Here is a 14,453-nt window from a genome sequence, read left to right as displayed (position 1 = left end):
GATTGCCATGGGTATCATCGGAACCATTTTCATCGGCCTCATCGTCGGCTTGCTGGCTCGTTTCATCAAACCGGGCGACGACAGCATGGGCTGGATCATGACCATCCTGCTCGGTATCGCTGGCTCGCTGTTGGCCACCTATGGCGGTCAGGCGCTTGGTATCTATCAGGCAGGTCAGGCAGCCGGCTTCTTTGGTGCACTGGTAGGCGCCATCATCCTCCTGGTGATCTACGGATTCATCAAGAAACGCTGAATACTGGTTAGAATGCCGGCAATTCATCCCGAGTTGCCGAGCATTCCATGCGTGCCTTCTTCATTGCCCTCCTGTTGTCGGCCAGTTCCCTGGCCCATGCCGAACTGCCCGAGACCGACTGGCTGGAATTGATGCCCAAGTCGGACCAAAAGGCACTCGAGCAGATGCCTGAAATCGACCACAACTCCCCTGAAGCCATGGGTACCTTCACCGCCAAAGGCGGCTTGAAGCAGAGCAAGGGGTTGCCTGCGGTCATGTACTCGACCAAAACCGTGCCTGCCCTCAACGGCAAGGACATTCGCCTGGGCGGCTACCCTGTGCCACTTGAAAGCGATGCAAAGGGCAACAGCACCCTGTTCTTTCTGGTGCCTTACCCTGGTGCGTGCATCCACGTCCCGCCACCACCACCTAACCAGCTGGTGTTGGTGCGCTACCCAAAAGGGCTGAAGATCGATGACATCTACACACCGGTGTGGGTCAGCGGCACGCTGAAGGTGGAAAAGGTCAGCAACGACCTGGCCGACGCGGCCTATGCCTTGGACGCCGCGAAGGTGCGGGTAGTGGTGGACGCCGATCTTTGAGGCGTGTGTGGGACTAGGCCTTTGAGATCACTTCACAATCGATCCTGACCCCCAGCGAGCTGCTGGCCCCGGGCTGCAACTGCACCACGTCATCCCATACGTTCGCCGTCTCGATGCACAGCATGCGCTGCCAGCCGTCATCGGCCATGTCCGGTAATTCCTTGGCCCGTGCGGTCCAGGGGTTCCAGATCACCGCTGAACGGGATCGGCTGCTGGTCAGGATGATCCGCCTGCCCCAGGACGGGTCGACGATGCTCAACGTTTGCGGCGTATTCAGATAGATCCGGTCCGTCTCGCCGCTAAACACCAGCGCGCCCTCCTGATGGCGCTGTTGCCAGTCGGACAGGGTTTCGATGTAAGACAAACCTTCGACACCGTGGACCTCGGCCTGGCGCACATCACTGACTGCAAAGTAACTGTGCAAGGCCTGGCTGAGGGTGACCGGGCTATGGCCAAGGTTGCGGCTGGTCAGTTGCAGCGTCAACGCCGCGTCCAGCACGACCACCAGCTTGAGCTCCACAGTGTGCGGCCACCCGGGCAACCCACCTTGCGCTTCGGCCATTTCGAACTCGATCCGCAGGCTTTCGCCCACTTCCTCAACGCCCAGCAATTGCCAGTCACGCGTCCGGACAAGCCCATGGGCTGGCGCGTGTTCAGCGTGGTACATGGACTGCACGGTTTCGGGGTTGCGCTGCAGGTTGCCGAACCAGGGCCAGCACACAGGCGCCCCTGCCCGAACCGACTTCCCCTGGCGGAAAATGGCCTCGTCGCTCAACCAGAGCAATGGCGGCTCGCCAGTGCGCTGATAGCTGAGGACCTGCGCACCCTGGCGGGCGATCAGTAGTTCGGCGAAGCTGCTGCGGATACGCCAGCAGTGAAGCTCGCCATGTTGCTCGGTCGATACCTGGAAGGTGGCCATTGCGTCATCTCATTAGTTGCCAGTGGGCCTTGGACCCGGTCGCAGGCAATGAGTTTACCGCCGGCAGGCCTCAGCGACGAGGGACGGAACGGGTACGGCCGCTGCCATCGATGGCGACGAAGACGAAGACGGCTTCGGTCACCTTGCGCCATTCGCTGGACAGTGGATCGTCGCTCCATACTTCGACCATCATCTGGATGGAGCTGCGTCCGATCTCCAGCGTCTGCGTATAGAAAGACAACTGTGCGCCCACGGCCACCGGTACCAGAAACGCCATGCGATCTATCGCCACGGTGGCAACGCGGCCACCGGCAACACGGCTGGCCATGGCGGTACCTGCCAGGTCCATCTGGGCGACCAGCCAGCCGCCGAAGATATCGCCAAAGCCGTTTGTTTCCCGTGGCAGTGCGGTGATCTGCAGAGCAAGGTCGCCCTGCGGAATTGGATCTTCTTGTTCGAGCTCAATCATGCGGTGGGGGCCTCTGACCCGTGACGCTTTTCTTGGATGCGGCGCTTAGGCCGGTAAACGATTCAGCTGACAACATACTACGCCGATTCGTATGACGGGACGGCCGTGGGAAATGCTTCGAAACCGTCTGAGTATAGTGACCGGTGTTTTCGCACAATATCCCACGCTAGCAGGACACATTTCGTACGAAACGCCAGTATATAGAGCATCTACGCGAGCGACGACCATGCGTTCTTGCAGGTCGGTAAGGATTGCGTGTCGCTTTCAGCCGTGTCCGGCAATTTGCTATCTTCGCCTTCGCCTTGAACAAGCCGCATCCCGTGTGGCCTTGCCCTATAAAGAGAATAACCGTGATGACTTCCGCGCCGAGCAGTATCGAGCAGGCCCCGCGGCCGCTGACCCGCAGTGACTACAAGACCCTTTCACTATCTGCACTGGGCGGTGCGCTGGAGTTCTACGACTTCATCATTTTTGTGTTCTTCGCCACCGTGGTTGGCAAGCTGTTCTTTCCGGCCGACATGCCCGAGTGGCTGCGGTTGATGCAGACGTTCGGCATTTTCGCCGCAGGCTATCTGGCACGGCCCCTGGGCGGCATCATCATGGCGCATTTTGGCGACCTGCTGGGCCGCAAGAAGATGTTCACCCTGAGCATCTTCATGATGGCCCTGCCCACCTTGATCATGGGCCTGTTGCCGACCTACGCGCAGATTGGCCTGTGGGCGCCGATCCTGTTGCTGTTGATGCGGGTGATCCAGGGGGCGGCCATCGGCGGGGAAGTGCCAGGCGCCTGGGTATTCGTCTCGGAGCATGTGCCGGCGCGCAATACCGGTTATGCCTGCGGCACGCTCACTGCCGGTTTGACTGCCGGTATTTTGCTGGGCTCGCTGGTCGCGACCTTGATCAACAGCGTCTACAGCGCTGAAGAAGTGGCCAGCTATGCCTGGCGAATCCCGTTCCTGCTGGGCGGCGTGTTCGGTCTGTTTTCGGTTTACCTGCGCCGTTGGCTGCATGAAACCCCGGTATTCGCAGAAATGCAGCAACGCAAGGCCCTGGCCGAAGGGCTGCCGCTTCGGGCCGTGCTGCGCGATCATCGCGGGCCCATCGTGCTGTCCATGTTGCTGACCTGGGTGTTGTCGGCAGGCATCGTGGTGGTGATCCTCATGACACCAGCCTTGCTGCAGAGCATCTATCACATCAGCCCTACCGACTCGCTCAAGGCCAACAGCCTGGCGATCGTGCTGTTGAGCCTGGGTTGCATTGGCGCCGGTAGCCTGGCCGATCGCTTCGGTGCAGGCCGTGTGTTCGTCATCGGTAGCCTGATGTTGCTGGTCAGTTCCTGGGCGTTCTACCACAGCTTGCCCACGCGGCCGGAGCTGTTGTTCCCGTTGTATGCGGTGACCGGCTTGTGCGTGGGTGTGATCGGCGCAGTGCCCTATGTGATGGTAAAGGCATTCCCGGCTGCGGTGCGCTTCAGCGGCTTGTCGTTTTCCTACAACGTCGCCTATGCCATCTTCGGCGGCCTGACGCCGATGGCGGTAACCGGGCTTCTGAAAGTCAGCCCCATGGCGCCTGCTTACTATGTGGCTGTACTGTGCGTGGTCGGCTTTTCGGTAGGTCTGTACTTGCTCGCCAAAAAGCGTTGAATCGCCTTGCCCACTGACACTTGCTCCCTGCAGGCAGCGCTTCGACACGATGATGGCATTTCATCCAATTGTCACAATCAAGTCATATCGTGTTCATGCGCGCTGCAGATACTGGCCCCCGTTCCCTCTCAGCACCCCCATTCCAGCTAGGAGCAAGGCATGAAATTGAAGCGTTTGATGGCGGCCCTTACCTTTGCCGCCGCTGGCGTTGCAACCGCCAACGCAGTGGCCGCTGTCGATCCTGCTATCCCGACCTACACCAAGACCACGGGTGTTTCGGGCAACCTCTCCAGCGTCGGCTCCGATACCCTCGCGAACCTGATGACCCTGTGGGCCGAGGCTTACAAAAAGGAATACCCGAACGTCAACATCCAGATTCAGGCAGCGGGCTCTTCCACGGCGCCACCGGCGCTGACCGAAGGCACCGCCAACCTCGGCCCCATGAGCCGCAAGATGAAGGACGTCGAATTGCAGGCGTTCGAGCAGAAGTACGGCTATAAACCGACCGCCATCCCGGTTGCGGTCGACGCCCTGGCGGTGTTCGTGCACAAGGACAACCCGATCAAGGGCCTGACCATGGCCCAGGTCGATGCCATCTTCTCCTCGACTCGTTTGTGTGGTGGCAAGGCCGAGATCAAGACTTGGGGCGATGCCGGAGTAACCGGCGACCTCGCCAACAAGCCGATCCAGCTGTTCGGCCGCAACTCGGTGTCCGGCACTTATGGGTACTTCAAGGAAGAAGCCCTGTGCAAAGGGGACTTCAAGCCCAACGTCAATGAGCAACCCGGTTCCGCCTCCGTGGTGCAGTCCATCAGCTCGTCGCTCAATGGCATTGGCTACTCGGGCATCGGCTACAAGACGGCCAGCGTCAGGACCGTGCCGCTGGCCAAGAAAGACGGCGGCGAGTTCGTCGAGGACAACGAGACCAACGCCCTGAACGGCAGCTACCCGCTTTCGCGCTTCCTGTACGTTTACGTCAACAAGGCACCGAACAAGCCGCTGGCCCCGCTGGAGGCCGAATTCGTGAAGCTGGTACTGTCGCAGGCCGGCCAGCAGGTGGTCGTCAAGGATGGCTACATCCCGCTGCCTGCCAAAGTCGTCGACAAGACCCTGGCCGACCTGGGCCTGTCCCACGCCGGCAACGTCGCCAAGCAGTAATCGAACCCTGCAGGGGCAAGCCGTTGGGCTAGCCTCTTCAGCACTCCCAGCCCGGGGCCAGCCTTACTGTGCTTCGGGCTTTCGTGCGTCACTGCATTGTCATGTTTTTGTCATACGGGACCGCTAGGGTGTGCCCCATGAATGATCTGGCCAACTCCACAATGACCCAAGATTCCCAGCCTGCACGCATCGATTTCAATACCCCGCAGTTGCAGCGCAAGCGCCGCCTGCGTGCGCTCAAGGACCGCCTGACGCGCTGGTACGTGCTGGTAGGCGGGCTGGCAGTGCTGGCTGCGATCACCTTGATCTTCTTTTACCTGGCGTACGTGGTACTGCCGTTGTTCCAGGGCGCCGAGCTGACCAGCAGGCAGGCATTGCAGCCTGCCTGGCTCAAAGAGGAGGCGGGCAAGCCGTTGATGATCGCCCTCGAGGAGCAGAACCTGGTTGGCATGCGGGTTTCGGACAAGGGCCAGGTGCTGTTCTTCGATACCAAGACCGGCGCAGCGCTCGAACGCGTCGACTTGCCCATCCCTGCCGGCGTACAGGTGTCTTCGATCGGTACCGATCAGCCAGGCAGCCCGATGGTGATGCTGGGGTTGTCCAATGGCCAGGCGTTGGTGTTCACCCATACCTACAAGATCACCTACCCCGGCAACAAGAAAACCATTACGCCGGCCATCGACTACCCCTATGGCGAACAGCCTTTCGTGCTGGATGAGCAGGCGCGGGCGCTGGAGCACGTCAGCGCCAGTGTCAATGGCGACACGTTGTTGCTGGCAGGCTCTACGGGCGCGCACCTGCAGGTCCTCGCGTTGACGCGCAGCGAAAACATGCTGACCGCCGAAGTCACCACCGAGCAGACCCGTATCGAGTTGCCGCAAATGACCGAAACGGTGAAGAACATCTTCATCGATCCGCGCCAGCAGTGGCTGTACGTGATCAACGGTCGCGCCACTGCCGACGTGTTCAGCCTGCGCGACAAGAGCCTCAACGGGCGCTATTCCCTGGCGCAGAGCGCCGATACCGAAGTGACGGCCACTGCCCAGCTGGTAGGCGGCATTTCACTGATCATCGGTGACTCGCACGGTGGGCTGGCCCAGTGGTTCATGGCCCGTGACCCGGACGGGGAGTCTCGTTTCAAGCAGATTCGTACCTTCCAGTTGGGCACGTCGCCCATCGTGCAGATCGACGCCGAGGAGCGTCGCAAGGGCTTCATCGCCCTGGACGCAGAAGGCAAGCTGGGTGTTTTCCACAGCACGGCGCACCGTACCCTCCTGGTCGAGTCCGTGGCCCAGGGCCCGGGTATCCTTGCCCTGTCACCGCGCGCCAACCGCATCATGATCGAAGAGCCCGGCAGGTTGTTGCCATTGAAGCTGCACAACCCCCATCCGGAAGTGTCCTTCAGCGCGCTGTGGGGCAAGGTGTGGTACGAGAATTATGACGCGCCCAAGTACGTGTGGCAGTCGACCGCGTCCAATACCGATTTCGAGCCCAAGCTGAGCCTTTCGCCCCTCACGTTCGGTACCCTCAAGGCGGCCTTCTACGCCATGATCCTGGCCGCGCCGCTGGCCATTGCCGCCGCGATCTATACGGCCTACTTCATGGCCCCTGGCATGCGCCGCAAGGTCAAGCCAGTAATCGAACTGATGGAGGCGATGCCCACGGTCATTCTGGGGTTCTTCGCGGGGCTGTTCCTGGCGCCGTACCTGGAAGGCCATCTGCCAGGGGTCTTCAGCCTTTTCCTGCTCATGCCGGTCGGCATCCTGCTGGCAGGGTTCACCTGGAGCCGGCTGCCTGAATCCATTCGTCTGCGGGTACCGGATGGCTGGGAGGCGGCGATCCTGATCCCGGTCATTCTGCTCACCGGCTGGCTTGCCCTTGGCATGAGCCCACACCTTGAAAGCTGGTTCTTTGGCGGCGACATGCGCCTGTGGATCACCAATGACCTGGGTATCACCTATGACCAGCGTAATGCACTGGTGGTCGGGATCGCGATGGGCTTTGCCGTCATTCCCAACATCTACTCGATAGCCGAGGACGCCGTCTTCAGCGTGCCGCGCAGCCTGACGCTGGGTTCCCTGGCGCTGGGGGCAACGCCTTGGCAGACCCTCACCCGGGTGGTGATCCTGACCGCCAGCCCCGGCATCTTCTCGGCGCTGATGATCGGCATGGGCCGGGCCGTCGGTGAAACCATGATCGTGCTGATGGCCACCGGCAACACACCGGTGATGGAGATGAACCTGTTCGAAGGCATGCGCACGCTGGCTGCCAACGTGGCGGTGGAAATGCCGGAATCCGAAGTTGGGGGCAGCCACTACCGGGTGCTGTTCCTCGCCGCGTTGGTGCTGCTGATGTTCACCTTCGTCATGAACACCTTGGCCGAGCTGATTCGCCAGCGTCTGCGCAAGAAATACTCGTCGCTTTGATAGAAAGGTAGCGATCCGTGAAAAAGGATTCCCTCAAAGGCTGGTTCAAGAGCGGTGCCCCCGGTGTCTGGATGAGCGGCGGCGCCGTGGCCATGGCGGTGATCATGACCGTTGGTCTACTGGCTGTGATCGCAGTACGCGGCCTGGGGCATTTCTGGCCGGCCGATTTGATTCAGGCCAGCTACGCCGTGCCGGGCCAGGCCCAGCAGACGGTCATCGGCGAAGTGGTACAGCAGGAAGAAGTGCCGCGTGCGCGCCTCAAGGGCGCCGGTTTGCCAGTGCCCGACCAGGGCCCGGAGTTCATGACACGCGAATTGATCAAGGTCGGAAACCGGGACCTCAATGGCAGCGACTTCACCTGGGTCGTGGGCGACTGGCTCGTCGATCAGCAGCGCCCCGAGCAGCTGATGGCCCTGGAACGGCGCGAGTGGGGCAACTTCTATGGCTACCTGGTGAGCGTCAAGGAACAAGGCCGGGTGGTGGCAGAAGGAGCAGCGGCCTGGGGTGAGCTGCAAGCGCGGCTGGCCCGGGCCAGCGAGCTCAACAAGACGCTGCAGGCGCTGGAGAAGAAAGACATCGGTGCCATCAACCATGGCCTGGAGCGGTTGCGCCTGCAGGCGCGCAAGCTCGAGCTCGAAGGCAAGCTGGACGCTGCGGCCCAGGCTGATATCGAGGCTGACCGTGCCGAGCTCAACAGCCGCTACACGGCCATCGAAGATCGCCTGTCCACGCTTCACCGGGATTTTGCCCGCGACACGCTGGTCGCGCGCGATGGCAATGGCCGTGAAGTCGAGATCAACCTCAGCAAGGTGGTCCATGCCTTCCAGCCCAACGGCATGTCGACCCTGGCCAAGCTGGGGGCTTACTTTGCCAAGGTGTGGGAGTTTCTCAGCGACGACCCGCGTGAGGCCAACACAGAGGGCGGTATATTCCCGGCTATCTTCGGCACTGTGATGATGACCCTGATCATGGCCGTGATCGTCACGCCCTTTGGCGTGCTGGCAGCGGTCTATTTGCGCGAGTATGCCCGGCAGGGGCCGGTGACGCGCCTGATTCGCATCGCGGTCAACAACCTTGCCGGTGTACCGGCCATCGTCTACGGCGTTTTCGGCTTGGGCTTCTTCGTGTACGTGCTGGGCGGCTCGATTGACCGCCTGTTCTTTGCCGAAGCCTTGCCGGCGCCCACCCTGGGCACGCCGGGCCTGTTGTGGGCGTCACTGACCCTTGCATTGTTGGCGGTGCCGGTAGTGATCGTGGCCACCGAGGAGGGGTTGGCGCGCATTCCGCGCACCCTGCGCGAAGGCTCGCTGGCATTGGGTGCCACCAAGGCCGAAACGCTGTGGAAGATTGTTCTGCCCATGGCCAGCCCGGCCATGATGACCGGCATGATCCTGGCCGTGGCCCGGGCTGCGGGTGAAGTCGCACCGCTGATGCTGGTGGGGGTGGTCAAGCTCGCGCCATCGCTGCCGGTGGATGGCAATTACCCCTACCTGCACCTGGATCAGAAGATCATGCACCTGGGCTTTCACATCTACGACGTAGGCTTCCAGAGCCCGAACGTGGAGGCGGCACGGCCACTGGTGTACGCCACTGCATTGCTGCTGGTGATGGTCATCGCGACACTGAACCTGTCGGCCGTGTGGATCCGTAACCACCTTCGTGAGAAATACAAGGCGCTCGACAGCTGAGCCAGGTGTCGAACGTTCAAGCGGCGTCGCCGACGCGAAGCGGCCGCTTCGTCCCAACGTGCCACTGGCGGCCATACGCCGGCAGCACCCAATGGAGTGAGACCATGCAGCAACAACCGCCTACCCACGGCATCGACATGTCCGCGCTGGGCCGCAGCAAACAGGGCCTGCGCCTGGCCGAGGAAACGGTCGCCATCGAAGTGCCTGGGCTGAGCCTGTTCTACGGCGACAAGCAGGCCCTGTTCGATGTCAGCATGAATATTCCCAAGCAGCGCGTGACGGCGTTCATTGGCCCCTCCGGGTGCGGCAAGTCCACCTTGCTGCGGACCTTCAACCGCATGAACGACCTGGTCGACGGCTGTCGTGTGCAAGGCGCCGTCAACCTGTACGGGCATGACATCTACCGCAAGGGCGAGGACGTGGCCGAGCTGCGCCGCCGCGTGGGCATGGTGTTCCAGAAACCCAACCCTTTCCCCAAGACCATCTACGAGAACGTGGTCTATGGCCTGCGGATTCAGGGCATCAACAAAAAACGTGTCCTGGACGAGGCCGTCGAGTGGGCCCTCAAGGGCGCGGCGCTGTGGGACGAGGTCAAGGACCGTCTGCACGAGTCGGCGCTGGGCCTGTCCGGTGGGCAGCAGCAGCGCCTGGTCATCGCCCGCACCATTGCGGTCGAGCCCGAGGTACTGTTGCTGGACGAGCCTTGCTCGGCGCTGGACCCGATTTCCACGCTCAAGGTCGAAGAGCTCATCTACGAATTGAAAACCAAGTTCACCATCGTCATCGTGACCCACAACATGCAGCAGGCGGCCCGCGTATCGGACTACACCGCCTTCATGTACATGGGCAAACTGGTGGAATTCGGTGACACCGATACCCTGTTCACCAACCCCGCCAAGAAGCAGACAGAAGACTACATCACTGGCCGGTACGGCTGAAGAAACACCGCGCACTGCTGCTCGCCGCGTGAAGGCACTCGGCGCAGCGCAGGGGCACGCCTCGAACGACTTGAAGCTCGCAGCCAGCAGCTTCGCGGAGCCACAGCATGATCAACAAAGAAAGCCTGACGCATCATATTTCCCAGCAGTTCAACGCCGAGCTCGAAGAGGTACGCAGCCACCTGCTGGCCATGGGCGGGCTGGTCGAGAAACAGGTCAACGATGCGGTCACTGCGCTGATCGAGGCCGATTCCGGCCTGGCTCAGCAGGTGCGCGAGGTCGACGAGCAGATCAACCAGATGGAGCGCAACATCGACGAGGAATGCCTGCGTATTCTGGCGCGTCGCCAGCCGGCAGCATCGGACCTGCGGCTGATCATCAGTATTTCCAAGTCGGTGATTGACCTCGAGCGTATCGGCGACGAGTCGACCAAGATCGCCCGGCGGGCCATCCAGCTCTGCGAGGAGGGTGAATCGCCGCGGGGCTATGTGGAGGTGCGGCACATCGGCGATCAGGTGCGCAACATGGTGCGCGATGCACTCGACGCCTTCGCCCGCTTCGATGCCGACCTGGCCTTGTCAGTGGCTCAATACGACAAGACTATCGACCGTGAGTACAAGACAGCCTTGCGTGAACTGGTGACCTACATGATGGAAGATCCCCGTTCGATCTCTCGTGTGCTAAGTGTGATTTGGGTCCTGCGTTCGCTGGAGCGGATCGGCGACCATGCACGCAACATCTCCGAACTGGTGATCTACCTGGTGCGCGGCACCGATGTACGCCACATGGGCCTCAAGCGCATGACAGCGGAGGTGCAGGGTCGCGCCAATGCCGAGGGTGAAATACCTAATGTTCCAGCCGAAGCGGGCGATAAATAAAGTTCTCTCCGAGCATCGACGCCCGGCTTGTGCCGGGCGTTTTCGTTAGTACGCCTGGAGGTGCCAGAGACCATCGACCGGCTGTAGACGACCCGGCGTGACACAGGTGGTGGCAAGTGGCCAGCAAATGGCAGTAGGCTAGTCGGGTTCAGAAGGAGTATCGATGAGTAAAGTGAATGTGCTGGTGGTGGATGACGCGCCATTTATCCGTGACCTGATCCGTAAGTGCCTGCGCAACGCGTTCCCGGGCATGACCGTGGATGACGCCGTAAACGGTCGCAAGGCCATGACCCTGTTGGGCAAAGAGGCGTTCGACCTGGTGCTGTGCGACTGGGAAATGCCAGAAATGTCGGGCTTGGAGCTGCTCACCTGGTGCCGTCAGCAACCTGAGCTCAAGGGCCTTCAGTTCATCATGGTGACCAGCCGTGGCGACAAGGAAAATGTCATCCAGGCGATTCAGGCCGGCGTGTCGGACTTCGTCGGCAAGCCGTTCACCAACGAGCAGTTGCTGACCAAGGTCAAGAAGGCCCTGGCCAAGATCGGCAAGCTCGACAGCTTGATGAGCCCAGGGCCTGCGCGGGCTAATGCCGCGTTCGCCAACGACTCGCTCAACGCCCTGACCGCTGGACGGCCAGAAGCCGTCAAGGTAGCTGCGCCAGCACCTGTGCCTGCCAAGGCGGCCGCCACCCCTGCCAAGTCCAGCGCAGCGACACCCGCACCCAGCGGTCGCGGCCAGGGCCAGCTGCGTTTGGCGAGCGGCATGCAAGCCTGCGTGATCAAGGCCTTGAGCTTGAAGGAAGCCCTGCTGGTCGTACGGCGCAGTGAGACACTGCCGCAAGTGCTCGAAGGCGCCGTGCTGAACCTGGAGCAGGGCGAGAACGCGGAAATCGCGCGTTTGAATGGTTACTTGCACGCGGTGGCGGCCTTCGAGCCCAAGCCTGACAGCGACTGGCTGCAATTGACGTTCAAGTTCGTCGATCAAGACGCCCAGAAGCTGGACTACCTGTCCCGCCTGATCGCCCGCGGCACTGCCCAGAAGCATTTCACGCCAGGGGCCTGACGGGCCGCCGCAACAGCGAGCTGGCCAGCAGCATCCGACCAACTGTCATGGTGACCAGGGTGTCTGCTGCTAGGCTTGGACAGGTCCTTCACTGTCAAAAAGCCACCATCATGCATTCACGCCTGCTGCTATGTGCGTTAACCCTGGTCAGCGCCTCTAGCCTGGGCGTGACGCTGCACCCAGTCACCGATGAAACGGGAAGGGTGTCCTATGCGCAGCGACCCGGCCCGGGCATCAAGCCCACGGTCGTGGATGAGTCCACCGTGGAGATCAACGAACACGATGTGCGTCTCAACGCGATCGTGTTCCAGGGCGGCGTGAGCTTCTCGGCCCGCAACGAACTGCCGGTCGCCGTGCAGGTGGAACTGCGCCTGGATAACCTGGTTAACGCGCAGGGTGGCGACGCGCCGCGGACCGTGCGGCGTCTGTTGCCGCCGCGTTCGACCCAAGTGCTCAGCATCGTCCGGGGCCAGCCAGGCAAGCTGCTCAACTACCGCTCCACACTGCTGCAGGCCATGGGCGACCCCGGCAAGCGCCCACAAGGTTATCGCTATGCGTTTCCATGGGTAGGTGGGCCGTTTCGTGTGAGCCAAGGGCCCAATGGCAGGTTCAGCCACTTCGGGCCCAAGGGGCGCTATGCAATGGATATCGCCATGCCCGAGGGCACCACTATCGTGGCGGCACGCGAAGGGGTAGTGGTGAGCACGCGCAGCGAGCAGAGCGGGCGAGGGGACAATCCCTCGGGCAACTTTGTCCGCATTCTGCACCCTGACGGCACCATGGGGGTGTACCTGCACTTGATGCGCGGGTCGATCGTGGTCGCGTCCGGGCAGCGTGTGCGCCAAGGGCAGGTGTTGGCCAAGTCGGGCAACACCGGCAACAGCACCGGGCCCCATCTGCACTTCGTGGTTCAGCGCAATGTGGGGCTGGCGCTTGAGTCGATTCCCTATCGGTTCGACCGGCCGATCAGTGGGTTGCCCGACTACACCGCAGGCAACCCCTGATCAGGGCTTGATCGGGGCAGGGCGTCGATGTGCTCAGTCCAGCTTGAGCACTTTGGCCAGCACGATCTTGGGGCCTTTCATTTTCTTGACGATGATGCGCAGCCCTTCGACCTCGAGCACCTCTTCTTCTTCGGGTACGCGCTTGAGCGTTTCGTAGACCAGGCCGGCCAGTGTCTCTGCCTCGATATGGTCCAGGTCCACGCCCAGCAAGCGCTCGACCTTGAACAGCGGAGTATCGCCGCGCACCAGCAGCTTTCCTGGCTGATAGGCCAGGATGCCGCGCTCGGTCTTGCGGTGTTCGTCCTGGATGTCGCCCACCAGCACTTCCAGCACATCTTCCATGGTCAGGTAACCGATGACCTTGCCATCGGCCTCCTCGACCAGCACGAAGTGCGCACCGCCCTTGCGGAACTGCTCGAGCAATTGGGACAGCGGCATGTGCCTGGAAACGCGCTCCAGTGGGCGAGCCAGGTCTTCCAGGTCAATGGTTTCAGGCAGGTGTTCGAGTTCGGCGAGTTCGAGTAGCAGGTCCTTGATGTGCAGCAGGCCCGTGAACTCCTCGCGCTCGGTGTCGTACACCGGGTAGCGGCTGAACTTGTGACGGCGGATCAGGGCCAGTATCTGCTTGAGCGGGGCATGGGCGTCGATGATGACCATGTCTTCGCGAGAGTTGGCCCAGTCCACCACTTCCAGCTCACCCATTTCCACCGCGGACGCCAGCACGCGCATGCCTTGATCGCTTGGGTCCTGGCCGCGGCTGGAGTGCAGGATCAGCTTGAGCTCCTCCCGGCTGTAGTGGTGCTCGTGGTGCGGGCCGGGTTCGCCTTGGCCGGCAATGCGCAGGATTGTGTTGGCGCTGGCATTGAGCAGGTAGATGGCCGGGTACATCAGCCAGTAGAACAGGTACAGCGGTACTGCGGTCCACAGCGACAACAGTTCCGGCTTGCGAATGGCCCACGATTTGGGCGCCAGCTCACCCACCACGATGTGCAGGTAGGAGATCACGAAGAAGGCGACGAAGAACGAGACGGCCTTGATCAGCTCAGGGGTATCGACGCCAAAGTAGGCCAGCAGCGGTTCGAGCAAGTGCGCGAAGGCCGGCTCGCCCACCCAGCCCAGCCCCAGCGAGGCCAAGGTGATGCCGAGCTGGCAGGCAGAGAGGTAGGCATCGAGCTGGTTGTGAACCTTGCGCAGGATGCTGCCGCGCCAGCCGTGCTGCTCGGCGATGGCGTCCACGCGGGTTGCGCGCAGCTTGACCATGGCGAACTCGGCGGCAACGAAGAAGCCGTTGAGCAGCACCAGAACCAAAGCAAAAATGATCATGCCGAAATCGGCGAACAGGGAGGTGAGGCTGATACCAGGGGAAGGGTCCATGATGGAGTTTTTACGGGATCCGTCTTGAAGATGAGAAAAGTGCCGGCTCCAGCCGGCGCAAG

At 61.7% G+C, this 14,453-nt stretch carries 13 protein-coding genes; 10 read left to right on the top strand and 3 right to left on the bottom strand.

The window, feature by feature from the left end; translation table 11 throughout:
* The first annotated feature begins 7 nt into the window (after window positions 1–7).
* Together ACF8E5_RS13720 and ACF8E5_RS13715 are read left to right on the top strand one after the other, a co-directional pair.
* The gene (locus ACF8E5_RS13720) at window positions 8–253 is read left to right on the top strand and encodes a GlsB/YeaQ/YmgE family stress response membrane protein (RefSeq protein WP_058602748.1); all 246 of its coding nucleotides are present in this window, start codon (window positions 8–10) and stop codon (window positions 251–253) included.
* Window positions 254–300: 47 nt separating this feature from the next.
* Entirely contained in the window at window positions 301–834 is a 534-nt protein-coding gene (locus ACF8E5_RS13715) for a DUF3299 domain-containing protein (protein WP_058638808.1), read from the top strand.
* Between the two features lie 13 nt (window positions 835–847).
* On the opposite strand, the gene ACF8E5_RS13710 is transcribed toward ACF8E5_RS13715, so the two are convergent.
* Both ACF8E5_RS13710 and ACF8E5_RS13705 read right to left on the bottom strand, forming a co-directional pair.
* Window positions 848–1,753 carry a D-hexose-6-phosphate mutarotase gene (locus tag ACF8E5_RS13710; protein ID WP_078479361.1) on the bottom strand — a complete coding sequence of 302 codons (906 nt, stop codon included), beginning with the start codon at window positions 1,751–1,753 and terminating at the stop codon, window positions 848–850.
* Between the two features lie 70 nt (window positions 1,754–1,823).
* The gene (locus ACF8E5_RS13705; RefSeq protein ID WP_003253317.1) at window positions 1,824–2,222 is read right to left on the bottom strand and encodes an acyl-CoA thioesterase; all 399 of its coding nucleotides are present in this window, start codon (window positions 2,220–2,222) and stop codon (window positions 1,824–1,826) included.
* Window positions 2,223–2,575: 353 nt separating this feature from the next.
* Here ACF8E5_RS13705 and ACF8E5_RS13700 point away from each other — a divergent pair, with 353 nt between their 5' ends.
* The 8 genes from ACF8E5_RS13700 (at window position 2,576) to ACF8E5_RS13665 (ending at window position 13,017) form a co-directional block, all read left to right on the top strand.
* On the top strand, window positions 2,576–3,865 hold the full coding sequence (locus ACF8E5_RS13700; protein ID WP_058638810.1) for an MFS transporter: 1,290 nt from the start codon (window positions 2,576–2,578) through the stop codon (window positions 3,863–3,865).
* A 159-nt stretch (window positions 3,866–4,024) separates the two neighbouring features.
* Window positions 4,025–5,023: a phosphate ABC transporter substrate-binding protein PstS gene (locus ACF8E5_RS13695; protein WP_023532412.1), complete on the top strand. Its 999-nt coding sequence runs from the start codon at window positions 4,025–4,027 to the stop codon at window positions 5,021–5,023.
* A 137-nt stretch (window positions 5,024–5,160) separates the two neighbouring features.
* On the top strand, window positions 5,161–7,449 hold the full coding sequence (locus ACF8E5_RS13690; protein WP_058638811.1) for an ABC transporter permease subunit: 2,289 nt from the start codon (window positions 5,161–5,163) through the stop codon (window positions 7,447–7,449).
* A gap of 71 nt (window positions 7,450–7,520) precedes the next feature.
* Window positions 7,521–9,137: a phosphate ABC transporter permease PstA gene (pstA, locus tag ACF8E5_RS13685; protein WP_178091247.1), complete on the top strand. Its 1,617-nt coding sequence runs from the start codon at window positions 7,521–7,523 to the stop codon at window positions 9,135–9,137.
* Window positions 9,138–9,241: 104 nt separating this feature from the next.
* The gene (gene pstB / locus ACF8E5_RS13680; protein WP_058638813.1) at window positions 9,242–10,075 is read left to right on the top strand and encodes a phosphate ABC transporter ATP-binding protein PstB; all 834 of its coding nucleotides are present in this window, start codon (window positions 9,242–9,244) and stop codon (window positions 10,073–10,075) included.
* 107 nt (window positions 10,076–10,182) lie between these two features.
* Complete coding sequence (gene phoU / locus ACF8E5_RS13675) at window positions 10,183–10,953, top strand: phosphate signaling complex protein PhoU (protein WP_058638814.1); 771 nt, start codon at window positions 10,183–10,185, stop codon at window positions 10,951–10,953.
* Between the two features lie 163 nt (window positions 10,954–11,116).
* Window positions 11,117–12,013, top strand: coding sequence for a response regulator (locus ACF8E5_RS13670; protein ID WP_058638815.1), 897 nt, complete (start codon window positions 11,117–11,119; stop codon window positions 12,011–12,013).
* Window positions 12,014–12,123: 110 nt separating this feature from the next.
* Entirely contained in the window at window positions 12,124–13,017 is an 894-nt protein-coding gene (locus ACF8E5_RS13665) for a M23 family metallopeptidase (RefSeq protein ID WP_058638816.1), read from the top strand.
* Window positions 13,018–13,050: 33 nt separating this feature from the next.
* Here ACF8E5_RS13665 and ACF8E5_RS13660 read toward each other — a convergent pair whose 3' ends face one another.
* Window positions 13,051–14,391, bottom strand: a complete 1,341-nt coding sequence (locus tag ACF8E5_RS13660; protein WP_058602758.1) for a hemolysin family protein — start codon at window positions 14,389–14,391, stop codon at window positions 13,051–13,053.
* Window positions 14,392–14,453: the final 62 nt, after the last annotated feature.

The sequence above is a fragment of the Pseudomonas sp. WSY_20 genome, assembly GCF_043104335.1.
Classification (GTDB): Bacteria; Pseudomonadota; Gammaproteobacteria; order Pseudomonadales; family Pseudomonadaceae; genus Aquipseudomonas; species Aquipseudomonas parafulva_B.
Note: the sequence above shows the minus strand (reverse complement) of the source record. Positions and strands in the feature narration are given on the sequence as shown.

What these genes read in the sequence shown, in the direction of transcription:
- ACF8E5_RS13720 (WP_058602748.1), top strand. Translation starts at nt 8, where the DNA reads ATGGGTATCATCGGAACCATTTTCATCGGCCTCATCGTCGGCTTGCTG.
- ACF8E5_RS13715 (WP_058638808.1), top strand. Translation starts at nt 301, where the DNA reads ATGCGTGCCTTCTTCATTGCCCTCCTGTTGTCGGCCAGTTCCCTGGCC.
- ACF8E5_RS13710 (WP_078479361.1), bottom strand. Translation starts at nt 1,753, where the DNA reads ATGGCCACCTTCCAGGTATCGACCGAGCAACATGGCGAGCTTCACTGC.
- ACF8E5_RS13705 (WP_003253317.1), bottom strand. Translation starts at nt 2,222, where the DNA reads ATGATTGAGCTCGAACAAGAAGATCCAATTCCGCAGGGCGACCTTGCT.
- ACF8E5_RS13700 (WP_058638810.1), top strand. Translation starts at nt 2,576, where the DNA reads ATGACTTCCGCGCCGAGCAGTATCGAGCAGGCCCCGCGGCCGCTGACC.
- ACF8E5_RS13695 (WP_023532412.1), top strand. Translation starts at nt 4,025, where the DNA reads ATGAAATTGAAGCGTTTGATGGCGGCCCTTACCTTTGCCGCCGCTGGC.
- ACF8E5_RS13690 (WP_058638811.1), top strand. Translation starts at nt 5,161, where the DNA reads ATGAATGATCTGGCCAACTCCACAATGACCCAAGATTCCCAGCCTGCA.
- pstA (WP_178091247.1), top strand. Translation starts at nt 7,521, where the DNA reads ATGAGCGGCGGCGCCGTGGCCATGGCGGTGATCATGACCGTTGGTCTA.
- pstB (WP_058638813.1), top strand. Translation starts at nt 9,242, where the DNA reads ATGCAGCAACAACCGCCTACCCACGGCATCGACATGTCCGCGCTGGGC.
- phoU (WP_058638814.1), top strand. Translation starts at nt 10,183, where the DNA reads ATGATCAACAAAGAAAGCCTGACGCATCATATTTCCCAGCAGTTCAAC.
- ACF8E5_RS13670 (WP_058638815.1), top strand. Translation starts at nt 11,117, where the DNA reads ATGAGTAAAGTGAATGTGCTGGTGGTGGATGACGCGCCATTTATCCGT.
- ACF8E5_RS13665 (WP_058638816.1), top strand. Translation starts at nt 12,124, where the DNA reads ATGCATTCACGCCTGCTGCTATGTGCGTTAACCCTGGTCAGCGCCTCT.
- ACF8E5_RS13660 (WP_058602758.1), bottom strand. Translation starts at nt 14,391, where the DNA reads ATGGACCCTTCCCCTGGTATCAGCCTCACCTCCCTGTTCGCCGATTTC.